Source organism: Paenibacillus sp. PDC88 (assembly GCF_900106725.1).
GTDB lineage: Bacteria > Bacillota > Bacilli > Paenibacillales > Paenibacillaceae > Paenibacillus > Paenibacillus shunpengii.
In genome coordinates, this window is record NZ_FNNT01000001.1 from 180,915 (window position 1) to 203,177 (window position 22,263).

At 45.1% G+C, this 22,263-nt stretch carries 22 protein-coding genes; 2 read left to right on the plus strand and 20 right to left on the minus strand.

Translation table 11 applies throughout. The annotated features are described in order from the left end of the window. Positions 1-82: 82 nt before the first annotated feature. The 4 genes from BLW49_RS00745 to BLW49_RS00760 all read right to left on the minus strand — a co-directional run bounded on the left by BLW49_RS00745 (position 83) and on the right by BLW49_RS00760 (position 4,183). A complete protein-coding gene (locus BLW49_RS00745; protein ID WP_090722617.1) occupies positions 83-1,456 on the minus strand; it encodes a DUF4179 domain-containing protein in 1,374 nt (457 codons plus the stop codon). Next, on the minus strand, positions 1,410-1,985 hold the full coding sequence (locus tag BLW49_RS00750) for a sigma-70 family RNA polymerase sigma factor (protein WP_090722619.1): 576 nt from the start codon (positions 1,983-1,985) through the stop codon (positions 1,410-1,412). The genes BLW49_RS00745 and BLW49_RS00750 overlap by 47 nt, the downstream gene beginning before the upstream one ends. 188 nt (positions 1,986-2,173) lie before the next feature. Further along, the gene (locus BLW49_RS00755) at positions 2,174-3,478 is read right to left on the minus strand and encodes a DUF4179 domain-containing protein (RefSeq protein WP_090722620.1); all 1,305 of its coding nucleotides are present in this window, start codon (positions 3,476-3,478) and stop codon (positions 2,174-2,176) included. A gap of 99 nt (positions 3,479-3,577) precedes the next feature. After that, the gene (locus BLW49_RS00760) at positions 3,578-4,183 is read right to left on the minus strand and encodes a GNAT family N-acetyltransferase (protein WP_090722622.1); all 606 of its coding nucleotides are present in this window, start codon (positions 4,181-4,183) and stop codon (positions 3,578-3,580) included. Between the two features lie 118 nt (positions 4,184-4,301). Between BLW49_RS00760 and BLW49_RS00765 the strand changes: the two genes are divergently transcribed. Next, positions 4,302-5,054 carry a DUF4184 family protein gene (locus BLW49_RS00765; protein ID WP_090722623.1) on the plus strand — a complete coding sequence of 251 codons (753 nt, stop codon included), beginning with the start codon at positions 4,302-4,304 and terminating at the stop codon, positions 5,052-5,054. A gap of 26 nt (positions 5,055-5,080) precedes the next feature. Here the strand turns inward: BLW49_RS00765 and BLW49_RS00770 are convergent, their stop codons facing one another. Genes BLW49_RS00770 through BLW49_RS00790 form a run of 5 tightly spaced genes read right to left on the minus strand, consistent with a single transcriptional unit; the run spans position 5,081 to position 10,563 of the window. Continuing rightward, entirely contained in the window at positions 5,081-6,055 is a 975-nt protein-coding gene (locus BLW49_RS00770; protein ID WP_090722624.1) for a Gfo/Idh/MocA family protein, read from the minus strand. Then, entirely contained in the window at positions 6,048-7,064 is a 1,017-nt protein-coding gene (locus tag BLW49_RS00775) for a Gfo/Idh/MocA family protein (protein ID WP_177178608.1), read from the minus strand. The genes BLW49_RS00770 and BLW49_RS00775 overlap by 8 nt, the downstream gene beginning before the upstream one ends. Further along, positions 7,054-8,676: an extracellular solute-binding protein gene (locus BLW49_RS00780; protein WP_090722626.1), complete on the minus strand. Its 1,623-nt coding sequence runs from the start codon at positions 8,674-8,676 to the stop codon at positions 7,054-7,056. The genes BLW49_RS00775 and BLW49_RS00780 overlap by 11 nt, the downstream gene beginning before the upstream one ends. Before the next feature lie 52 nt (positions 8,677-8,728). Beyond that, positions 8,729-9,610, minus strand: a complete 882-nt coding sequence (locus BLW49_RS00785) for a carbohydrate ABC transporter permease (protein ID WP_047913991.1) — start codon at positions 9,608-9,610, stop codon at positions 8,729-8,731. A 17-nt stretch (positions 9,611-9,627) separates the two neighbouring features. After that, positions 9,628-10,563, minus strand: coding sequence for an ABC transporter permease (locus BLW49_RS00790; RefSeq protein ID WP_256209523.1), 936 nt, complete (start codon positions 10,561-10,563; stop codon positions 9,628-9,630). A gap of 336 nt (positions 10,564-10,899) precedes the next feature. Here BLW49_RS00790 and BLW49_RS00795 point away from each other — a divergent pair, with 336 nt between their 5' ends. Beyond that, entirely contained in the window at positions 10,900-13,206 is a 2,307-nt protein-coding gene (locus BLW49_RS00795) for a helix-turn-helix domain-containing protein (RefSeq protein WP_090722628.1), read from the plus strand. Between the two features lie 100 nt (positions 13,207-13,306). Here BLW49_RS00795 and BLW49_RS00800 read toward each other — a convergent pair whose 3' ends face one another. The 11 genes from BLW49_RS00800 to BLW49_RS00850 all read right to left on the minus strand — a co-directional run bounded on the left by BLW49_RS00800 (position 13,307) and on the right by BLW49_RS00850 (position 22,235). Next, positions 13,307-14,272: a hydroxyacid dehydrogenase gene (locus BLW49_RS00800; RefSeq protein WP_090722629.1), complete on the minus strand. Its 966-nt coding sequence runs from the start codon at positions 14,270-14,272 to the stop codon at positions 13,307-13,309. A 17-nt stretch (positions 14,273-14,289) separates the two neighbouring features. Then, positions 14,290-15,327, minus strand: a complete 1,038-nt coding sequence (locus tag BLW49_RS00805) for a tripartite tricarboxylate transporter substrate binding protein (protein ID WP_052512280.1) — start codon at positions 15,325-15,327, stop codon at positions 14,290-14,292. 37 nt (positions 15,328-15,364) lie between these two features. Further along, entirely contained in the window at positions 15,365-16,834 is a 1,470-nt protein-coding gene (locus BLW49_RS00810; protein WP_256209614.1) for a tripartite tricarboxylate transporter permease, read from the minus strand. Between the two features lie 68 nt (positions 16,835-16,902). Next, the gene (locus BLW49_RS00815) at positions 16,903-17,361 is read right to left on the minus strand and encodes a tripartite tricarboxylate transporter TctB family protein (RefSeq protein WP_090722630.1); all 459 of its coding nucleotides are present in this window, start codon (positions 17,359-17,361) and stop codon (positions 16,903-16,905) included. A gap of 199 nt (positions 17,362-17,560) precedes the next feature. Continuing rightward, positions 17,561-18,799, minus strand: coding sequence for an aminotransferase class I/II-fold pyridoxal phosphate-dependent enzyme (locus BLW49_RS00820; protein WP_177178609.1), 1,239 nt, complete (start codon positions 18,797-18,799; stop codon positions 17,561-17,563). Positions 18,800-18,930: 131 nt separating this feature from the next. Beyond that, positions 18,931-19,359 carry a hypothetical protein gene (locus BLW49_RS00825; RefSeq protein ID WP_090722632.1) on the minus strand — a complete coding sequence of 143 codons (429 nt, stop codon included), beginning with the start codon at positions 19,357-19,359 and terminating at the stop codon, positions 18,931-18,933. Positions 19,360-19,462: 103 nt separating this feature from the next. Next, complete coding sequence (locus BLW49_RS00830; RefSeq protein ID WP_047913998.1) at positions 19,463-19,963, minus strand: DinB family protein; 501 nt, start codon at positions 19,961-19,963, stop codon at positions 19,463-19,465. 188 nt (positions 19,964-20,151) lie between these two features. Next, positions 20,152-20,592 carry a hypothetical protein gene (locus BLW49_RS28450; RefSeq protein ID WP_052512281.1) on the minus strand — a complete coding sequence of 147 codons (441 nt, stop codon included), beginning with the start codon at positions 20,590-20,592 and terminating at the stop codon, positions 20,152-20,154. Between the two features lie 77 nt (positions 20,593-20,669). Continuing rightward, positions 20,670-21,146, minus strand: a complete 477-nt coding sequence (locus BLW49_RS00840; protein ID WP_090722633.1) for a hypothetical protein — start codon at positions 21,144-21,146, stop codon at positions 20,670-20,672. 10 nt (positions 21,147-21,156) lie between these two features. Beyond that, entirely contained in the window at positions 21,157-21,696 is a 540-nt protein-coding gene (locus tag BLW49_RS00845) for a TlpA family protein disulfide reductase (protein ID WP_047913999.1), read from the minus strand. Continuing rightward, the gene (locus tag BLW49_RS00850; protein WP_090722634.1) at positions 21,693-22,235 is read right to left on the minus strand and encodes a MauE/DoxX family redox-associated membrane protein; all 543 of its coding nucleotides are present in this window, start codon (positions 22,233-22,235) and stop codon (positions 21,693-21,695) included. Before BLW49_RS00850 ends, BLW49_RS00845 begins: the two co-directional genes overlap by 4 nt. Positions 22,236-22,263 lie beyond the last annotated feature (28 nt).

Below are 22,263 nucleotides of genomic sequence, written 5' to 3' on the forward strand. Positions count from 1 at the left end.
ACACTATTCATTAAATTTAACTGACTACGAAAGAAACAACCGTCCAAGGTGTTACGCTATGGGGAGAAGATGAATTAGTCCGTTATTTGATCGGAATCGTGATCTTCTCTTCAACTGAACCTGGATATCTATGCATTTCAAGCCGTAGTGGCTGCTTGTAATCTCCTGCAGGCAGGAGGTATTTGTACCGCCAGGTCTGAGTAACATGTTCAGATACTAACTCTGTTCGAGAAAGCTCCAATGGATATGAGTCTCCAACAGCGTCAGTAACATGATCACTTATTTGGAGCATTGGATAGGAGCTCATATCTTTACTTTTTGACATTTCCTTCATTAGAATCGAGATTCTCATACCCTCATCTGTCGTCTCTACTTGTTCAAGAATAATCCGGGGATCTGGAGTACTTATCGTTTCTATTGTCTTCGTATTAAATTGAAAGATTTCGTTTTTATTGTTCAGATATACACCTTTGGCTTCCAAGTTTATTTTACTAGGCTGGTCAAAATAGAGACTTTCAAAAAAGTAGGTTCTGCCTCCTTCCTCGTTCATATCTCCATAGGAACTATTCGTTATTAATCTGTTTCCTGTGTTATCTGTCAGTGTGAGCTTCATAAAATCATTGATTTGTTTCGTATTATTAGGATCTGCGATTACTTTCAATTTGGACTGGAGTGGTGTAATCACAAGCTCTTCGATTCTTATACGTTGTCCGTGGACCTTGATTGTTTGATGAATGGGGACAATCTCTTTCATTTGCGCGAACCGGCTCTGATCAATTTCCACCGGAATTTCAATAACTTGTTCTTCCTTATCCTTATAATAACTTGCTTCTAACAGAACAGATTTGGGCATGCTCTGACCTTCATGGAGAATAAAATCAGCTCTGGAATAGAGTTCACCTTGTTCATCATCTCTTATACTGGAGCCTGAATAATTATCTATTCCACCGATGATTCTTCCTTTGGAATCCAAAAGTTGAAACCACAAGAACTTACGGCTGTGCATCTTCTCAGCGTCAGCACCTTCGAAAGAATACAGTACCGTCAATCTGTCCTCATCGGCCAAGATCCCGCCAATCGTTAACGTTGTGTCTCCAACTTGCATTGTAATGTCCATCTCCTGATATAGATTACTCTCGATCGCCTCTGAATAGACACTGTTATACCGCACAACCTCAACGAATTTATTCATTAACGGGAGCTCACTGACAACCGCAGCAAAGACAGGTGAGATGCGAATGCTCGCCGTGAACAGTATAAGCAAGGAGGCCGCTGCCGCTGTACAAATAATGCCTATGCGTTTTTTATGCTGGCGCCTTATTCTGTGCTTACCACTTACCATGCCGAGATTGATACTCTCATCCATAGCTGACAATGGCAGATCCTTTAAATATGAATCTACCTTCGCTTTATCCTTTAATACGGCTTGTTCCCACTCTTCTGTTATGAAGTGCATGATCGATCTCCTCCTTATCCTGCGTTTCGACCCGCATCATTTTGAGTGCTTTGTTGAGCCAGGTTCGTATGGTGCCATCCGGGCGGTCCAGCAGCTCTGCAATCTCCGTAATCGTCAGATCTCGGTAATATTTCAACACAATAACCATCCGATATTTCGGCGGAAGTGCAGTGACTAAATTCTCCATATCTATTTTTTGTGCCGGATCACCGGCGACAGCAACTTTAGTACTGATATCCATCTCCTCAGTTCCCGAAGGCAGCTCACGCTTTCTTTTCTTCCGTTTATTCATACAAACCCGAATCAGAATACGAATGACCCAGGTTGTAAAATATTCAGGCTGTCTTAACGTCTTCCGTTTCGCCCATACTCTACTCACCGTTTCCTGCACAGCATCCAGCGCGTCCGCTTCATTCCGCATATATGAGTATGCAATACTGTACATCCGATGCTTGTCCACATGAAGCCGTTCTATAAATGCTTCTTCATCGCCGTCTCTTGATTTGGCGGCAAGCTCATGTAAGTCCATGCTGTTCCTCCTGTCCGATATTGCAGCTGCTTGTTAATTAGACGTCCTGGTTATTCATTCGGTTTTATGTATGTTTCTTAAAAAAGCATAAAAAATCCGCAGCATCAGCGCACGGTTACACGTATCTTATGCTGCGGAACAATTCAATTTTTTCGTCTAAAGAACCTTAATCTGATGGGTTGACGCTGTTAGAACACAGGAATGTCGATCTTCTGATTTATTTTTTTCGGATATTCGTTAATCTCGAACGTTAAGGGTTGCTTGTAATCTTCATTAGGAATGGTAACCGTATATAACAGCGTAGTCCTCTCATCTCCAATTCTAAATCCGGATTGAGGTGAACCTGTTATCTTATACTTTATGCCTGAAGCGTCAGCAAATTGGTTATGATCATTGAATAACCTAAATACTCGATAAGGTGGTTTATTAAAAGATTCTTCTAGATCTGTGAATTCAAGCTGAAGGTATACATAACCTTGTTCTTGGTCTATTTCTACTATATCCAGCCGCTGATCAGGAGCCTCTACCATTTCTGAAGTAGCGGTATTAATTACAAACTCTTGATCTTTGTCAGATATAAAAGCGCCATCAACGATTATGGATAGACTATCTGGCTTATTGAAGTAGATGCTGTCCATATATGCAATGTAAGTCCCTGAGCTTATTTCCCCAGAACCATTCGTTCCATTAGAAATTTCTCCCCAACTGTTCCCTTGATCATCGGCTAACCTCAACCCACTAAAACCGTTCATATTCTTTGTGTTCTCCGTATTCGTTTCCATTCTAATCATCGTTTGCAGTGGTGTAAAGGTGATATCGTGAATTCGAACGGTTTGGTTATCTATAACAATAGACTTATTCATATCAATATGTTCTCGCATACCTGCAAACCGAGAGTGATCTATTGGGAATGTAACCTCTAAAGATTCCTCGTTTATATTCATCGCCAGCTTTAGCTCTTTGGGTAATTCTTCACCATATTCCATATTTAGCTGAATACTTTGATAGGTAATCGTCTCGTTTTTGTTCGGAGAATTGTGTCCATAACCAATCGAATGAGGTTTATCTTCCTCGATTATTAACTCAATAGCATCCGTGCTATCTTGATGTTCTTTAAGATCAGGTCCACTCACCGAATACAGGATCACGGCTTTTTCCTCATCTGCAATAACTCCCCCCACAGCCAGTTCATAAGCTCCGCTTGTATCCGATACATGCAGTTCCTGCAACAGGTTATTTTGTGCAGCAAGTATGAAGTTCTGGTCATACTCAACAGCCTCTATATATTTCTGTATCTTCGGCGAATAAAGCTTCTCCATCGGGCCGGGTAATATATACCCCATTATCAAGTATCCTGCTAAGAGCACTGCAGCAGCGGAACCTAAGAAGACATAAGTACGCTTCCTTCGATTGCGATGTCTCGGTTGTTTGACTACTTCATTTAATTGCTTGTCATGTCCAGATATTTCCTTATTCCCGTGATCTGAATTCATTGCCTTCCTCCCGCTCAATTACGATTCAATGTCCTGTTCATTAAACGTAATGGTTGAACGTTTGGTTCGTATTCATTTATAAAATTTAATGACTATAGGCTATATTGTTGGCTCATCCACAGTCCTTACCATATAGAGCTTCTCATTGAAGCCAAGTCTATTGCGAAACCATCTTTGCTTTACGGCCTTATAGATGTGAAAACCGTGCTTCTCATAAATGGAACGTGCCGCATGATTCGTATCAACGACTTCCAGCTTAAAGACCCGATACGGCAGATAATGCGTCAGATGGAGCAGCATGGATGTCGCGATCCCTCTTCCCCGATACATAGGGTCTGTGGCAACCGCTTCTAGAAAGCACTCATCTCTATCAATTGGGGCGGGTATGTGAAATTGTTTTGCCAGAAAATAATGTACAACGCTCCCCTGAACATTACCTAGAATGCTTTTTAAGTACTCTTTATCAAAATATTGAGAGCGAGTAATGCTTGTGGAATATGCCATAATGCCTACGACTTGGCCTTCAATAATCGCAGCATAGAATTGATCTACAACAAAAGACTCTTTAATTACTCTTTTTAACATCATTTTATCTTTCGACATGGAGGTTAATTCGTTATAATAACTATTCACGTAGACGTCTGCCGCCTGCTGCAGCTGCTGCTCCCTAAGCTCTGTCATCCTGACAATATCTAATAATTCCATTGTTTTCCCCCTCCGATGGATAGCCCGCGGTTTATACTTAATCTACCGTAACCTGTCTAGACAATACATACATCTGGAGACCGATTCTGATTCATTTATAAAGGAGATTCTACATACGATGCCATTTACTTTTGCCCATCCTGCTGCCGTTCTGCCGTTTTCACGCAAGAGCAAGTATCTTCATTTTACCGCGCTCGTACTGGGCAGCATGGCCCCTGATTTTGAATATTTGCTAAGGGGACAACCTGCCGGCATGACCGGACATACTTTTGCAGGGTTCTTCTATTTTAATTTGCCGCTGGTCGCGTTGGTCTACCTGATCTACCATTTTTTCATCCACCATACTCTATTTGATCATTTGCCTGTGTTTATGCAGGATCGTTATCAGCGTACGTCTAATTTAGGATTACCAGCCCAGATCATTATTTTCTGCTATTCTGCCTTACTCGGCATGTTAACGCACGTCGTGTGGGATGCTTTTACACACCAGCATGGATTTGTAGTCGATCGGATCCCGCTGCTCAGCGTTGACCTCCATGTACTCGGTTACGAAATTCCCATCTACAAAATACTGCAGCATGGCGGAACCCTGACCGGACTTTCGTTAATTCTGATTTACATCCTCTATCGAGCCAAAAAATACAACAATCTAGCTAATCGCACTACACCGTCTGCACAAAAATGGCTGTATTGGCTATGTATTGCCCTATTGTCTATTGTATTCTTCATTATCTGGTTTATCGCTGATCCGGTGGCTATTCATCGCATTGGTGTTCATGTGGTTAGAGTCATCGATTCCGGTTTGCTTAGTCTGCTCTTCGTTTCCATCTTCTTTAAATTCAAAAAGAACAAGGTGCGCCTCCAGCGTTGAGGCGCACCTTGTTTCATTTTATAAGATTACGTTCGTCTCTTCAGGTAATCATAGGCTGACAATGCCACCTCGGCTGCGGCATACCCGTCCTCTCCCGTAATCGCTACAGGCCTTCCATCAAGAATACGATTCACAAAGTCCTGAAGCATATAATAATCCATCTTGTCTCCAAAGTAGCTGTACCGTGCTCTGCCTTGCTCTATGCTGAACACTTCATTGACTTGAGCAAAAGCATCCATTCTTATTATGCCCTCGGTCCCGATGATATCCAGCTTCACATCTCCCCAGTAAGGAAACACTGGATTACGAGACCAGCTTGTATCGATGACCCCAATCACGCCATTATCATACTCCAGATGGACAATACCAGAATCCTCGACAGTAATATCATGAAACAGTGTCCCTTTCTCAGCATGAACAACACGAGGCTGTACTCCCAGCATCCAATTCAGCAAATCGGCAACATGAACCGTATGATCGAGCAGTGCACCGCCGCCAGATTGTGCCGGATCAACAAACCAGCCGCCGGGCATGCCGCCTCGGTTATACCCTTTAACGGCCATGACTTCACCAATCTCACCTTGGGCTACGGCTTCCTTAACCCGAATGACCGACGGAAGGTAACGGCAAGGAAAGGCCGTCATGAGCTGCACCTGCAGTTCATGACAAATATCAATCATTTGCCGCATTTCAACGCGTCCTGTCCCAAGCGGCTTCTCGCACAATATATGCTTGCCTGCCTTCGCACTGTCCGTGACTAGGGCGGCATGATGCCTATTTTCCGAACAAATAATGACCGCATCTATATCCGGCAGCTCGAGCAGCTCCAGATGATCTTGATAGAATTGAACATGGTCACGTTCAACTATCGCCTTGACCCGATCGTAATGTAGATCTGCAATTGCAGTTACCTCCGCATTCTCAATCAGCTGCAACTGCCTGTAATAGCTGAAGGCATGGGAATGGGCGAAGCTGATCATACCGATACGAAGCTTACGCATCCCGCCACCACCCATCGGTTAAACGAAATGACCTCATGGTCACGGCCTGCCCGTTACTTGCTGAATAAGCTGCCGCCTGGATGACAACCGCCGTCTTCCATGACGCCTCCAGCGATATTATAGGTTCCGTCTTATAAGTTGCAATATTCAGCACGGATCGTATATATCCATCGATCGCATCCTCAAATGCAGGGCTGACTAGCCTGAATTCGGAACCCCCTCTTCTGATCTCCACCGAAGCGCTCATCTTCGGACTGGAGCGAACAATCCCTTGATTTCCTGCCATCTCGAATTCAGATGTTGCCGGACTCGGATAACCTAATATACCTTCCATATTCACAATAGTGCCGCATTCATATTTCAGTGTGAGCAGCGCATACTCAGTCCGTTCTTTGCGAATATGCTGTGCGAATACACTCTCCACTTCACCGAGAAGATAACTCATAAATTCAATTTCTTCGATAAACAGCGTCATAATGGGTTCAATACGATGAGCAGAGGAGGAAGGCAAACGGCTGCCGTAAGCTTCCTCTCCAGTCATCATACGCCGAACATGAACTACGCCTGGACTGCCGATCACACCTGCTCTCACTTGCCTTGCCAGATCCGAATATTCCGGTCTGAACAAGGCCTCGTGAGAAGGAATAATCTGTACGCTGTGCTGTCTGCATATGGCAGCCAGCTGTTTCAGATCCGTAGCTGACAAGCCCATAGGCTTCTCACACATCATATGAACACCCGCTTCTGCAGCAATATACAGATCAGGCAGATGCTCCATAACCGGAAGTGCAAGATGAAGGATATCGGGCTTCTGCTCTGCCAGCAGCTTGGGCAGGTTATGGAATACGGTTGCTTGAACGTGCTCTGACCACTCTTCCGCCTCATCATCGCGGAGATCACATATACCTGCCAGCTGAATCGTAGGATGTTCTGCATAGTACTTGGCATATTTTACAGAACCCGCATTGTATCCCATAACGGCTATTTTCACTTGTTGCTTAGCTTGCATTATAACGCTCATAAGCAGCCTGGTAGATCTTCATATACTCATCGAGTCCCATTTTATTAATGGTCTCCACATACCTATCCCACTCATCAAAAGAGGCACTGCCATTGACGAACTTCGCTTCCATTTCACCGATATAATCATGGATGTCTTTACCGACAGAGGACATAAAATCTGTCTCTTCATTCGTAAAGTTGAAATTGTACCAAATATCTTCCACGGCGTCCGGCTCAGCCTTCTCTGCGGCTTCCATCGAATTTGGCAACGTTTCGGATCCTTTAAAATATTCGCCTTTCACATAACCAGGGTAGCTTCCGCCCGTCCAGGTAAAATATTGAGTAAGCGCCTGGTCCATCGTAAGCCCATTCGGATTATTTGTAATATCTTCAATGTATTCAAGCTCGCCGTCAGCATTTTTGTTATACGTGGTACCCTCTTCCCCCATGAAGAAGAACGTTGCACCTTCCTGCCCGAAGAAGTGATCCATCCAGCGGATCGTTGCCTCCGGATGCTCATTCTTATCTGTAATCGCAAAGGCTCCTACGTGCACCATCGGAACCTTAACATGGGAGTAGAGCTTGTCGCCATGCGGTCCTTCCAATGCAGCCAGACCAATATAATTGTCCTTGCCCATTACGGTATCCGGATTCGGTACAATGGTCGATCCCAGCAGATCGGCCTGCCCCTTAGCGTTTAGAGCACTGCTCTCAATGGTGAATATTTCTTTGTCAATTAATCCTTCTGAGTACAGCTTGTTCATAAACTGCAGCATTTCCTTGTACTCTGGCAGTGTCTTTGTAAAACGAAGCTCATTCGTGTCTGCATCCACATCGACGAACTTATGACCCAGACCCTTCGTGCCTAGACCCCATGCCCCTTTGACCTGATCAATAATAGGAGTAATTCCGGTTCCTCCAAATGGAATCTCATCATTTTTGCCGTTTCCATTCAGATCGGTCTCCTTAACTGCCTTCAGATAATTGTAAAATTCATCAATGGTATCCGGCTCATCCATACCCAGCTGCTTAAGCCAGTCTTCATTAATCCATAGAGGCGTTCCGATCAGCATGGATAAGAAGTTGGGGTCGTAGAAGGAAGGCAGTGAGTAAATATTCCCGTCCGGCATCGTCAGTCCTTTACGAATACCTGGATTCTCGTCCATCAGCTTCTTGAAGTTAGGAGCGTACTGATCAATCAGATCATTCAGCGGGATAAACACCCCTTGCGGACCATAGCGGGTCAATTCAGCAGAGCTGACTCTTGCGGAGTAGAAGACATCGGGATAATCTCCGCCGGCAAGCGCCAGATTACGTTTCTCTGTCAATGTCTCAAAAGGAACCAGATTGAAGTTCACATCGATATTGGACATTTCCTGATACTTATCCCACACGAGCACTTCATCATAATTGCTGCTGTTTCCGGCCCACTTCCCGGTGAAAAAATCAAGCGTAATCTGCTCGTTGACGATTGGCATCCCCGTCTCATTAAGATTAGATGTCGCTTCGGGTGCCTGTTCTCCTTCTGCTTCTCCGCTGCCTTCACTTGAGCCGCAGCCCGCCATTAAGCTTGCCGCAATAACTAGTGATAATGAAAGACTCCCCCATTTTTTCCACATACGCTACTTCACTCCTCGATTTTAGTATAGAACCTCAATTTTAGAACCTCAGTTAACCTTTAATAGCGCCGATCATGACACCTTTAATGAAATATTTTTGCAGAAACGGATACAGGATCAGCATCGGCAGATTTGTCACCATGACGGCTGCGTATTTGATGGCTTCAACCTCCATCAGGCTTTTGGAATATGTATCACTGCCTAAGTCCACCATATTTTGCATTTGATCCTGAATTAGAATTTCTCTTAAGAACAGCTGCAGTGGATACTTGTCCCTGTCGGATAGATAGATAAGTGCGTTAAAGTAGCTGTTCCAATGACCCACGGCATAAAATAATACCATAACTGCCAGCACCGGACCTGATAGCGGAAGGATGATTCGGACGAGCAGCTTCAGATTGGAGCATCCATCCAGAAATGCGGCCTCCTGCAGCTCTTTTGGAATAGAGCTTTGAAAGAAGGTTCTCATTATGAGAATGTTCCACACGGATACCGCTGTGGGCAGAATCATCACCCAGAACGAATCGAGCAGTCCGAGATCCTTAATCAACAGGTAAGTCGGGATCATGCCTCCACTGAAGAACATCGTAAATACGATCAGTACCGTAAATGCATTTCTCCCCTTAAAGTCTTGACGAGACAGCGGATATGCTGCAGCAATCGTCATGACAACGTTCAGAGCGGTGCCGATGACCGTATACACAATCGTGTTGAAGTAACCCTTCATCAATTCGTTATTCTCGAATATCCGTTCATAACCAACTAGTGACAAATTCTTCGGCCACAGCCATACCTTGCCTAGCATAACCTCCTCCGGACTGCTAAAAGAGGCAATGAGTACAAAATATATCGGATATAAGACGATGAGAGAGACAAGTCCGAGCAGAATGTATATTGCAGTCATGACGTAACGATCTCCCCGGCTTTCTGCCATACTTACAGGCCTCCTTTCTACCATAGACTGCTTGAGCTGACTTTACGCGCAATCCGGTTAACGGTGAGCAGCATAATGAAATTGACGACAGAATTGAATAGTCCGACGGCAGCTGAGAAGCTGTACTGTGCACCGAGTATGCCGCTGCGATAAACATTCGTAGAGATTACATCAGAGCTCTCCATATTCAAGTCATTTTGCATTAGGAATACTTTCTCGAATCCCACTCCAAGAATAGAACCCATGTTCAGGATGAGCAGTACGATAATCGTGGGTGCGATCCCCGGTAAATTAATGTGCCATATTCGGCGGAGCCTGGATGCTCCATCCACTCTGGCTGCTTCATGAAGCTGTGGATCAATGCCGGCCAGAGCTGCAATATAGATAATAGAGCTCCAGCCCATCGTCTGCCATACACCTGACCATACATAGATGCTCTTGAACCAGCCCGGTTCGGTCATGAAGCTGATCGGCTCCCCGCCAAATAAAGTGATAACTACATTAATGAGTCCAGAAGCCGGAGATAAGAACATCATGATCATGCCCACCATAACAATCGTAGATAAAAAGTGCGGCATGTACGTAACGGTCTGCACGAATTTTCGAAACTTGCCTGTTCTCAGCTCATGAATCATGAGCGCTAAGATAATCGGAATAGGAAACCCGACAACCAGTTCATATATACCGATACCCAGCGTGTTCTTAATAATTCTCCAGAAATAGAAGCTGTCAAAGAATCTCTCGAAATGCTCGAATCCGACCCAAGGACTGCCCATGATGCCTTTGTTCGCGATGAAATCCTTGAAGGCGATTTGCACTCCATACATCGGAATATAGTGAAAGATAATAAAATAAGCGAGCACGGGCAGAAACAATAAGTAGAGCTCCCAATTTCTAGTCCATGATCGCAGACTGCTTCTCTGCTTCCATTTCTTTCTCTCTGACGCCTGCACCTCTGATACTATCTCCTTCCCAATACTTACACCCCCTTTTGACGGTTACGAATGCAAGCACAGTGATTCACTTGCAAGTCACATGATACAAGAGCTATGGCGAGAAAGGTATTTACCGTTCTTTGGATTGTAGACATCTATTCAGAACTTTACGAAACCTAACATCTTTTCGTAAAAACACAATACAATCTTAAAAAATACACAGCTGGATTTTACATCGGATTTACAATGGTGTCCCTGCGAGTTAATACTGTCTTGCTACAATAAGCCGATTAAGAAGGATTCGGCCAAGCCTTAGCAGCACAGAAAAGATTAACGTTAGGAGATGATCGTACGATGAGGTGGATCTGGGCACGCAAGCGTTCTTTATACTTCAAAATATTTGTGAGCTTTCTCACCCTCATTCTGTTGTTTGGGTGCTTCTATGTACTTATTTATAAAATGTTCCGCAATGGTCTTGAACAGGAAATTATGCGCAGCAGTCAGACGCAGACCGAGAATACGGCAGAGAGATTTGCCCAGCATTTTGAGAGAATACAGATTCTGCTCTTTGATCTGTATCACAATCCGGATCTGATCAGCTTTAATAGTGAACTGAACAGGTATGGTATAGACGGAGCGAACTTCTTGAAGGCTAAGGAGGTCATCGAGGAGATTCGAAGAGAGGCATACAATCCGTTATTTATGGTTCAGGATGTCATTGTCCATCTGGATCAGGCGGAGCTTGCGTTTGGCAAGAGCGGCAGCAGCAGCAATGAATATATGTTTGAACGTTTTTATCACAATGTGAATTACACCTTATCCGATTGGCAAGCAGAGCTGAATCAGGAAAATTCATTTCAAATGCTGCCTGCGTCTACCTTCGAGCTTGCGGCTAAGAATATCGAAGCTAAGAAGCTGCTGCCTTATGTGTTCCATTATCCGGACACGTCTTATCAGCTTATTGCGATGATTGATATTGAACAAGCTGCAGATGCATTTTATGGGACCGCAGCAGAACAAGGAAATTTGATGCTGATGGACGAAGCCGGACATATCCTGTACAGCAGGAATGAAAGCGCTCAAGCTGAACAGATTCCGCCATTCGCTGAAGGCGAAAGCATGGTCAAGCATAATGGAGTATATTATTTTAAGACTACGGGCAGTGACGGACTAACCTATATTACATCGACTCCAGACACACAAATCACTGTACAGCTGCAGCACTTGTCCAAGTATTTACTGCTAGTATTTGTCACTTCACTCGCTGTTGCGGTTATCGCTGCCATCGTGCTTAGCCGAAAGCTTCATTCCCCTGTGAAGCAAATGCTCTCAAGTTTGTTAGACCGAACTTCGGGCGGTGCTGCTGCAAGTGAGCATGAAATAAGGAATAACTCCAATTCTGCGGGCCAGATATGGGAATATGACCTAATCCATAGCCGGATTCAGCAGCTTCAGAAAGAAAAAGAGAGCATTATTCACCGGATGAAGGAGCAAAAAGCAGCACTCCAAAGCTACACCTATATGAATCAGCTCAAAAACATCAACACCGACATTAATGAGTGGTCAGATTTCCTAAACAGCTCAGGCCGTTTTCATATTGTTTATTATGATATCCGTTTTCGCCAAGCCGGAATTAAGGCTCGGGAAGAGATGGGCCGGGTTATCCGCCATTTGCTGGAGCATATCCATCTGATCTCTTCCGAATGTGTACAAGATACACATACATTCCAGCTGGAGAGCGATGAAATTGTTTCCGTATTAAAAGGAGCCTCTTCACAAGATTTGGGCTTGCTGCTGGAACGAATCAAGCAAACATTTGATGCAGATCATGAGCATTATATCGTCACCGTTGGCGTCAGTCCGCTGGTTGCGGATGCATCGGGTTTCAACGATGCGTATCAACGATTGCGAAATCTCTCTTCACAAGCCTATATAGCAGAAGAAACTCAAATTATATTCGAGGAAAGAGAGCTTCCCGAGCTTCCTCCCCTGTCTTCGATCATGCAAAAAAATCTACATCAGGCTCTTCAATCCGGGGATGAGGAACGCGCGATGGAGCTGATTCAGGAACTGCTGGTACCCTTTTATGAGCAAGGAGCTGGAGTACAGCAGTTTCAGGAATATGCTCATCTCATTGCTGTAAAACTGATGGAGAGTACCAAGGAGCTTCTTCCAGGTGAAGATTCCTTCCCTGCACTCAAGCTGTGGATGGAAGGGATCAAGCACTGCCATACCCTGTCTGATTATCATCAAAGCTTCCTGTCATTTGTCCATGCTGCATGCGCACTTACCCGGAAGCGCCAGGACCTGTCATCTGAGCCTCTTGTCGTTATGTTCTACGAAATCATTCAGCACAAGTATATGGAGGACATCTCGCTGGATTACTTGTCCGATAAGCTTAATTTGTCCAGTGCTTATCTCTCAGCTTATATTAAAGAGAAGACGGGGATGAATTTCAGCGAGCATTTGCAGGGAGTTCGGATGTCCAAGGCTTGTGAACTGCTCGTGACAACGGATCTGAACGTGAACGAGATCAGCCAGCTCGTCGGATATCATAACATCACCTCCTTCAACCGATCATTCAAAAAGCTGACGAACATGACGCCTGGCGCTTACCGGAAGCAGCATGTCCTCCAGGAGCACAAACGAAGTATTGGGTAAATGTAGCTACTGGCCGCAATTTAGTAACTTTACAAAAAAACACCTTCAATTGAAATGCCTGCATCTAGGCAGGTAATTCATTGAAGGTGTTTATTATTTTTTATTTCGAACCTGCAACTTTCGCGACTCTAAACTCTGAAGCTTCTCCTTCGAGCTCCTTTATCACCTCTGCAGCCACCATTAGAGAGGTTCGATTCAGTGCTTCCTCTGTTGCACCGGCAACATGAGGAGTCAGGATGCAGTTTGATACACTGAATAACGGATGATCTGACGGAGGAGGCTCTTGCTCCAATACATCCAGCACTGCTCCTGCGATTTCACCTGCTTCGAGTGCTTCAACCAAATCCAGTTCATGAACGACTCCGCCACGCGCTGTGTTAATGACATACGCAGTAGACTTCATTCGCTGCAGTGCTGTACGGTCAATAAGGTGACGAGTCTCTGGCAATAAAGGAACATGAAGACTAACATAGTCGGATTCTGCCAGCACCTCCTCCAACGTTTTCAGTGCGATCGCATTCTCTGTCGTTGTACCAGGCTCATACATCGGGTCATATCCGATGACATGGAGTCCAAGGGCCTGTGCTTTGCTGCCTGTCAAGCGTCCGACCTGTCCGACACCGATAAGACCTAAAGTGGTGCCTTGAATTTCTCTGCCGCCGAATTTTTTTCGATCCCAACCGCCCGAAATGACATCTCTTGTAGCTGCAATAAGTGGACGGTTCACGGTCAGAATTGAAGCCATTACATATTCAGCAACCGATGCTGCATTCGCGTTCTTTGCACTTACAATAGGTATACCCTTAGACGAAGCAGCCTCGACATCAATGTTATCCAAACCTACGCCAAGCCGACCAATGACCTTAACACGAGGAAGTTCATCCAGGAGCTCACGTGTAAGTTGTGTTTGATTACGGACAATAAGGACTTCAGCATGCTCAGACGCTTCGATCAGACGACGATGATCTGACCATAAAGTCGGATCATATTTGACCGAATATTCACTCTTCTGGAGCAGCTCTAAACCGGCCTCACCCATCGCTTCAACTATGACAATCTTCGTCATCTATACACGGCTCCTCTCTATTTTTTCAGTCCAAATTTATCAGCGAGCTCGCCATAATATTCGGTTTCCTGAGTAATGAACTCATTAAATTCATCCTTGCTCAAATAAGAGGACGACATCTTCATTGCAGCCAATTTCTCTTGGAATTCGGGATCTGCCGCTAATTCTTCCAGTGTGTCATTCCATTTCTGTACAATGTCCGCAGGTGTACCCTTAGGCATGCTTAGTCCAGTCCACCAAGTCGCAGACAGGTTCGTAAAGCCCTCTTCTGTTGTAGTTGGTACATCAGGGAAGTGTGGGCTTCTTTCCGCGCTTTGAATGGCCAGGATTTTTAAGTTACCCGAATTCACCATTGTCGCGACTTCACTTACAGGATGGACGGCTAGGACAGCATTCCCCCCTGCAATCATGGGGAGTGATTCCGCTGTACCTTTGGTTACAATCATACGGGTCTGGGAGATGTCCACTCCAAGCTCGTTCAGCCATTCAGCTACAACATAGGTCGCATATCCTGTGACACCTGAGGTTGTCCAGCTGAGCTGCTCGGGATTTTGCTTGACCCATTCGGAGAACTCGTTAAGGTTCTCCCATTCTGCATCTGATTTCACCGTGAAGGTTGGAGCATCTTCTACAATACGTGCAACGAGCTCCTGATCTTCAAGCTTAATTGCTGGTGAGGCATAGCTCGCTTCCATCATCGAAGTATTAGATACCACATTCGCCAGTACCGTATAACCATCCGGATTTGTTCCAAGTGCATATTGTGCTCCCGTTGTTCCACCTCCACCTGCTTTATTAACTACAGAGACGGGCTGGCCCCATTTCTCGCTGACTGCATCTGCTACAACACGAGCAACGAGATCCACGCCACCTCCTGCGGCATATGGAACAACATATTCTATGGGCTTACTAGGATAATTATCAGCAGAAGAGCCATTTGTTGCTGCATCCTCGTTAGCAGTCCCGCCCCCGCAAGCGGCCAGAACAAACATACTGGATAATACAGCCAGAGTGGTAAGACGCTTTCCTGCTTTTGCGATATATGAACGATTCATTTTACATCTCTCCCAAGATCGTATTTTTATTAACCAATTAAGATATCGAATTTAGATCAGAAGCTCCTGCTTCCACCAGCCTTCTCTTCGTGCGACGAATAAGCAGATTCGAAACAATAATCATGACTAGAGATAAGATTAAGAATATTAGAGCTATTGGACGCGTCAGGAATATCGTAAAATCTCCGGCAGACATGGCCATCGTCTGTGTGAAGGACTGCTCCAACAGAGGACCAAGGATAAAGCATAGGACTAGCGGCATCACCGGCCAGTTATATTTATGCAAAAAGTACCCGATAAAGCCGAATAGCACAGCAATCACAACATCAAACAAGCTGTTCCGTACCGAATAGGCACCAATAACACATAGTACCAGGATGATCGGGCCCATAATACCAAAAGGAACTCTAGTCAGCTTAGCCCATACACCCACGAGCGGAAGATTGAGCAGCAGCAGAACTAGATTACCAACGACCATGCTCGCAATAACCGTCCATATAAAGCCGCCTTGCTGTTCAAACAGCATCGGACCTGGCGTTACACCATAAATCATCAGACCAGCAAGTAGTACGGCAAGCGGTGGTGAAGCAGGAATCCCTAGTGAAAATAGAGGAATGAAGCCAGCCGTGCTTGTTGCATTGTTCGCTGCCTCAGGTGCAGCTACACCTTCTATGGCTCCTTTTCCAAACAGCCGTTTACGCTTGGAAAATTTCTTCACAATATCATAGGATAAGAATGAAGTCACTGCGGTTGAAACACCTGGCAGAAGCCCCATTACAAACCCAATTGCACTCCCTGTCAGGGCAGCTCCAGAACTCTGCTTCATATCCTTAACAGAGGGATATACACTGCCTATTTGATCAGAGGAAATGGCTACTTTCTTCTCACCAAAGGTCTTGAATACTTCTGTTATCGCAAACAGCCCAATGATGATGCTGATCATTTCAAACCCGCCAGACAAGGACTCCAAGCCAAATTGATATCTAAACATTCCTGTGGAAGTACCAAGTCCGACTAATGACAGCATGAATCCAAACAATCCCATGATAGCCGCTTTGACCATAGATCCTCCGGCGAGACCTGAGGTTACTGTCAACGCAAGAATCATGACCGCAAACAGTTCAGGCGGGCCAAATTTAATAGCTTGTTCCGCGAGAAATGGTGCAAAGAATACAAGTCCGACAAGACCAAGCATTCCGGCAAAGAATGAAGAAATGGCAGCAATACCTAACGCAGGTCCCCCTCTTCCCTGCTGTGCCAAAGGATACCCATCCAAGCATGTAGGCACAGATGAGGCCTCACCGGGGATGTTTAAAAGAATGGCAGTTGTTGAGCCTCCATACATCGATCCGTAGTATATGCCTGCCAGCATAATGATAGCTTGGGATGGTTCTAGAACTGCTGTAAGAGGCAGCAGGATCGCAATTGCAGAAGTTGGGCCCAATCCTGGAAGAACGCCAACAAATGTGCCAATCAATGCCCCGAGTGCAGCCATTAACAAATTCATCGGTGTAATAGCACTCGCGAAGCCGCTGCCTAAGGAAATCAATGAATCTAACACATGAGCACCTCCTGCTACAACCAACTGCCGCTAGGCAGAGGTGTGTTCAGCCACTCTACAAATAAGAAGTAAAGAGCCGCTGTTAAGATTAGAGATCCGCCGATAGACCAATACCAGCGAAATTTTCCGATAAGATGGAACAAAATAATGGAAGCGATAAAGGTTGCGATTAGATAACCTGACCAATTGATAAGTGCTACATATAGGAGCAGGACGACAGGAATGACATATATAAGGTGAGATACTTTAACTTCAGATCTGTCATTCGTGGTACCCTGGGATATCCGATCCCCTCTAATGCTCAGCATCATTCCGAATAACACCAATCCAAGTCCAACGATAAACGGAAATACATGATCTCCATTAAATAATGCAATTCGGTAAGCATATAGCTTCCATGCTTCTGATAACGACAGTAAGCCGATTAAGACAGCAACGATTCCGGCAATCCGATCAGCTGCAATAACCTTCATCAAGATCCTCCTCACTTCTAACAAAATATATACAAGTGATACCCATCATTACTTAACAATTCCGATAGTTTAAGTATGTATTTAGGAAGATATTACTTTTTCACCCCTCTATTGTCAACCACAATGATTTCCATTTTCACTTCATAATTCCATTTTAAATAAGAAAAGAACCTCTATTATTAGAGATTCTTTTCCAAATTCAAATCATTTCGTATTCTCGGATAAACTTGCCCATCCGCCTCGCTGCATCCATGAGAATTTCCTGTTCTTGTACAAGAGCAATCCGGACATACCCTTCTCCTTCTGATCCGAAGGCTTCCCCTGGGATGACCACCACCCCTGTATCCAGCAGCAATTCACGAGCAAATTTGCGTGAGGTCCATGCCTCTGCATCTCTCTCCGCCACTTTAAAGCACGCAGGAAGCGGGGCCCACACGAACATTGTCGCCTTAGGCTTAGGAACATTCCAGCCTTCGGCTGCAAGAGCCTCTGCAAAAGCATTTCGGCGGGCTTCATACAAGGGCGCGACTCCCCGGTCACCTTTTCCCTTATTCATCGCCTCTTCCAGTGCCGCAATGGCGGCCACCTGAATCGGTTCAAATACTCCGTAATCAATGTTGCTCTTCAGGTCACGAAGGGCAGATATGACTTCCGAATTCCCGGTTAGGAAGCCAATCCTGCATCCGGCCATGTTAAAGCTCTTCGAGAAGGAATGGAATTCAACAGCGATATCTTTAGCTCCGGGTAGTTCTAGAATGCTCATTGGACGGTAATCATCAAATGCCATTTCCGAATAAGCCAAATCATGTACAATGAGCACGTTCCACTGTGTCGCAATCCGAATCAATTTCTCATAAAATGCTGTATCCGCTGTCACGGCAATGGGGTTTCCTGGAATATTAAGCAGTATGAATACTGCCTCCTCCCATACTTGATCAGGAACGCTGTCTAAATCAGGAAGAAAATGGTTCTCTTCCTTCAGTGGAAGATACCAGGGCTTCACTCCCGCAATGGCAAGAGAACCGGAATATATCGGATATCCGGGATCCGGAACAATGGCCAAATCTCCAGGATTACATATAGCCTGAGCGAGGTGTGCCAGCCCGTCCTGAGAGCCCATGAGTGCAAGAAGCTCTGTATTCGGATTGACATCCACCTCAAATCGATGCTTCATCCATGCAGCTGCCTGCTGACGAAAGGACAGAGTACCGGAAGTGCCCGGATAAGCATAACTACTCTCATCAAGTACGGCTTCACTCAATACGTTCCGTATATGTACCGTAGGTCCGCGGTCAGGACTTCCGATCCCCAGATCAATAATCTCTTTGCCGGAAGAGCGTGCTTCTTCTTTCCATTCTGCAACTTCTGTAAAGATAGACGAGCCTAAATGTGATAATTTCTCTGCCCGCCAGGATCGCTTAGTTCGTTCAAATGTCAATGCAAGCACCTACTCTTTTTTCATCCATTATAGCAGGCAAAATAATAGATAAAAACCCTGCCAGCTAAGGAGCCGGCAGAGTCATATATTTCATGAATACTCTCTATTACAGCTATCAAAAATGAACTAGCTTATACATTATCAGATACAAGGGTGCCGCTGAAGCTCTCTGGCCCTACACGTACGGCTCCAAGTAAGTTGGACGTAACAAAAGCCGTATACGTTAACTGAGGTGTTACCGGTGGATTAAAATCTGCTGCATTAAAAGCAATAACCTGAGGAGCAAGCACACTCAGATCAAACGTTGAAGTCGCTGAATACACAAGAGGATCTGTTGAAGCTGTCCCTCTGACGATTGTAATGGTAATTCCTACGAGGGCAAGTGGAAGCTGCAAAGTTATAGTTCCTTGTAATACAACACGAGGGTTTGTACCCACTCCTGCGGTTTGAAGCCCGATTTGACCAAATAATTGCGGTGTACTAATAATCAGAATCGGGATTGCAATGGAGTTGGCAAAGCTGGCATTCTGTGAAGTTCTTGCATCTACAAACTCAGTCATAGACCTTACCTCCTATTCTATTAAGATACAATATATTATGTAATATGGCAGATTTGGTATGGGTAATTAATAGGAGGTAAGCATCTATATATATCACTTCGTGCTAGACATCTTTAGTCTGAACGGACTGAGGCTGAATGAGTCCTCTTCCTATTACGTTTGCAGATAGAGGAGCCTTACCCATCTCCCTTGCCCACACTGATATTTGTCCTAGATGATGGATCTGGTGTGCAATGGTATGTCGCATAATTTCTCCCCATGCATCGACGTGCACTTTACCCGATGGCTCGTGAAAATAAAATGGAGTTGTCTCCAAATTATCGTTCCAATTCTCAATAAAGTCTTTGATGTCCAGACGGTAACGTCGATCGAGCTCCTGAATCTTGTCCACTGTATTATATTCCTCGAAATTTTCCTCATCATGAGGTTTTTCTTGCATCATTTGAATCCAGCTCCACTCCACGTCGATCATATGAAAGAGAGTTCGCATGATGCTGCCGACTCCGCCGGTCCGCTCTTTCACCAGCTCCTCATATGGAACTTCCTGGCACCATTCATACCACTGATCTCTCAGCAGCCAATTATGCTTAAACCACAGCTTCATTATAACAACCTCCTGTAAAATAGTAGCACTCTTTGCAATCATATCAAATTATTCGCCGTTTGTAAGCACATATGTTCTCAATACACTAGATGAGTACCGTTAAATTCAATTGCACGTCGATCCAACACATCAAGAAAATAAAAAACTGCGGAGATTCCGCAGTTTTATAACCAGCATTCCAGTTTGAACTACATCAGCAAACTGAGCGTAAGCAAATTGAATAATGTAAGCGGTAAAATGACGTTCGGGTTAGGTCCTGGGCCGAAACCTGGGCCATATCCTGGGCCCGGTCCGTGTCCATATCCCGGTCCGCCGTGACCAGGTCCATGACCCCCACCAGGTCCCCAGCCCGGGCCAGGTCCTCCATGTCCGGGTCCTCCAGGTCCAAATCCAGAGCCAAACCCAGGGCCGCCGAATCCCCGCTGTTCATGAAGTCTAATATATACATGATGCGGGTCTACATTTACAATCGTACCTTCAAACGTTTCCCCGTCCAATGTTTGTATGCTGACGTCATAGTTCAAGAATTGCTCACATGATTCCTTTACATAGTGCCGATACTGCTTCAAATAATCCGCGATCTCATGTTCACACTGAAACATCAATTGACGTTCACGCTGATTAGACATGACGTTCCTCCCTATTCTCATCTTGATAGACAGTATATGCACACGCCCAGATATAAGTGTTTGATCACCCGAAGATGTCAGTATAATAAGGTCGATTGACATCCACAAATCACATATTCACCGTTAATCCGGGCACCTTGATAACACCAATTTCCTGGCGTATAGGGCTTAACATGCTGAGACACACAATCGGTGCATTTACTCCTGAACCCTACAGGGTCACTGGTGTACCACCATCCCGAAGGATGCGGACACAAGCCCCTGCAGCCCATGAGTGCGTTATATGTTGTGCAAGTCACATAAGTGGAAGGACAGGCACCGTCAGAACCACAATCACGACACAGCTGACCATGTGGAGGGAAACAGCCTCCCGACAGATAAGAAATCTGGGCTGTACCCCGATCCCGAATGAACAGCCTGGCTAATGCTGCGGCAATCGCCCCAGCAGCTTTGTTCAACACTTTTTTCAGCCCATGAGCATGATTCCATGCTCTGACTTGTCTGCTGATGTAGTCCTGAATCTGTTCGTCTTTATTTTTTGGATTACGCCACATACTTCACCTCTCATGAAGCTCTTGAAGCCTTAACATACTCCTCCAGCTGGTCTCTGCTGTTAACCAGGCCTTTATGCTTAATGATGCCGTTTCTGTCGATCGCATAGGCGAACGGTGTGACCTGAACATCCAGCTGATTTGCTAAATCTGGATTTACCAGCATCACTTCATCTGTATAATTAATCTTTCTTACATACTCAGCGGCAAACTCAGCCGTTGAAAACAACAAGAGAATGGGCTTCACCTCATTTATTTCCGCAATACGTTTAAAATCAGGCATAATCTCTGCGCATTCTTTGCAGGTGGGAGAACCAAACAGCATTAAGGATGGGGAACCGAGCAACTCGACCGTTGACCATTCCTCTCCTTCTAAACGGAAGGCTGCAGCTTGAGGGATCTTATGTCCAATTGGAATTCCAGACTGATTCACTCCTCGGGCCGTTCCCATAATCATAATTCCAAGCTGCCTGAACAGCACCAAATTCAGAATGACGAGCGGAACGACGAGCAGCCAGAGCATGATGTACGACAGCCAAAATAAAGTATTCAATCTCCGCCTCCTCTCTGCTTAACGACGACTTGCCGGTTAAGACGGGCAGCAGAACGGTAAGCTGTAGTGGCATATAGTGCATCAGGAACGCCTACAGCAATGAATAGAGCGAGCAGCATAACAATCATATAGATAAATGCTCCTTCTAGCATAATAACGGGATCGTAGATCGGATAAGTCAAATAACAGATTATAATGCCAGCACAGACAAACGACAGATTCAGTAGAACAAGCTTATAGCTCAACCTGGAGTTCACCTGTGGACCCAGGCAGCCACATTCTACCTTGCCTTTATTACGCATAATGATCAGAGCCCCTACAGCTTGGGACAGATACACCAATGAAAGAAGGATGAAGCTGAGGGGGGCTTGGTAAATGAAGACGATAAGTGCAGCCAAAATTTGCACACTGATAAGTAAGTTATAGAGGAATGGATGAGCTGGAAAATTACTCGGATCGCCTAGTGCTTTTCCCCAAAAGAAGCTTGCTGACGACATGAGTAACGGAAAGGTCATAAGGACAGTTAGAAATCCGTACATATCGCTATCACTCCATTCCACATTGGCT

Excerpts from the sequence above, each read along its gene's own strand:
- BLW49_RS00745 (WP_090722617.1), bottom strand. The coding sequence starts at position 1,456 with ATGCACTTCATAACAGAAGAGTGGGAACAAGCCGTATTAAAGGATAAA.
- BLW49_RS00750 (WP_090722619.1), bottom strand. The coding sequence starts at position 1,985 with ATGGACTTACATGAGCTTGCCGCCAAATCAAGAGACGGCGATGAAGAA.
- BLW49_RS00755 (WP_090722620.1), bottom strand. The coding sequence starts at position 3,478 with ATGAATTCAGATCACGGGAATAAGGAAATATCTGGACATGACAAGCAA.
- BLW49_RS00760 (WP_090722622.1), bottom strand. The coding sequence starts at position 4,183 with ATGGAATTATTAGATATTGTCAGGATGACAGAGCTTAGGGAGCAGCAG.
- BLW49_RS00765 (WP_090722623.1), top strand. The coding sequence starts at position 4,302 with ATGCCATTTACTTTTGCCCATCCTGCTGCCGTTCTGCCGTTTTCACGC.
- BLW49_RS00770 (WP_090722624.1), bottom strand. The coding sequence starts at position 6,055 with ATGCGTAAGCTTCGTATCGGTATGATCAGCTTCGCCCATTCCCATGCC.
- BLW49_RS00775 (WP_177178608.1), bottom strand. The coding sequence starts at position 7,064 with ATGCAAGCTAAGCAACAAGTGAAAATAGCCGTTATGGGATACAATGCG.
- BLW49_RS00780 (WP_090722626.1), bottom strand. The coding sequence starts at position 8,676 with ATGTGGAAAAAATGGGGGAGTCTTTCATTATCACTAGTTATTGCGGCA.
- BLW49_RS00785 (WP_047913991.1), bottom strand. The coding sequence starts at position 9,610 with ATGGCAGAAAGCCGGGGAGATCGTTACGTCATGACTGCAATATACATT.
- BLW49_RS00795 (WP_090722628.1), top strand. The coding sequence starts at position 10,900 with ATGAGGTGGATCTGGGCACGCAAGCGTTCTTTATACTTCAAAATATTT.
- BLW49_RS00800 (WP_090722629.1), bottom strand. The coding sequence starts at position 14,272 with ATGACGAAGATTGTCATAGTTGAAGCGATGGGTGAGGCCGGTTTAGAG.
- BLW49_RS00805 (WP_052512280.1), bottom strand. The coding sequence starts at position 15,327 with ATGAATCGTTCATATATCGCAAAAGCAGGAAAGCGTCTTACCACTCTG.
- BLW49_RS00810 (WP_256209614.1), bottom strand. The coding sequence starts at position 16,834 with ATGAATTTGTTAATGGCTGCACTCGGGGCATTGATTGGCACATTTGTT.
- BLW49_RS00815 (WP_090722630.1), bottom strand. The coding sequence starts at position 17,361 with ATGAAGGTTATTGCAGCTGATCGGATTGCCGGAATCGTTGCTGTCTTA.
- BLW49_RS00825 (WP_090722632.1), bottom strand. The coding sequence starts at position 19,359 with ATGACTGAGTTTGTAGATGCAAGAACTTCACAGAATGCCAGCTTTGCC.
- BLW49_RS00830 (WP_047913998.1), bottom strand. The coding sequence starts at position 19,963 with ATGAAGCTGTGGTTTAAGCATAATTGGCTGCTGAGAGATCAGTGGTAT.
- BLW49_RS28450 (WP_052512281.1), bottom strand. The coding sequence starts at position 20,592 with ATGTCTAATCAGCGTGAACGTCAATTGATGTTTCAGTGTGAACATGAG.
- BLW49_RS00840 (WP_090722633.1), bottom strand. The coding sequence starts at position 21,146 with ATGTGGCGTAATCCAAAAAATAAAGACGAACAGATTCAGGACTACATC.
- BLW49_RS00850 (WP_090722634.1), bottom strand. The coding sequence starts at position 22,235 with ATGTACGGATTTCTAACTGTCCTTATGACCTTTCCGTTACTCATGTCG.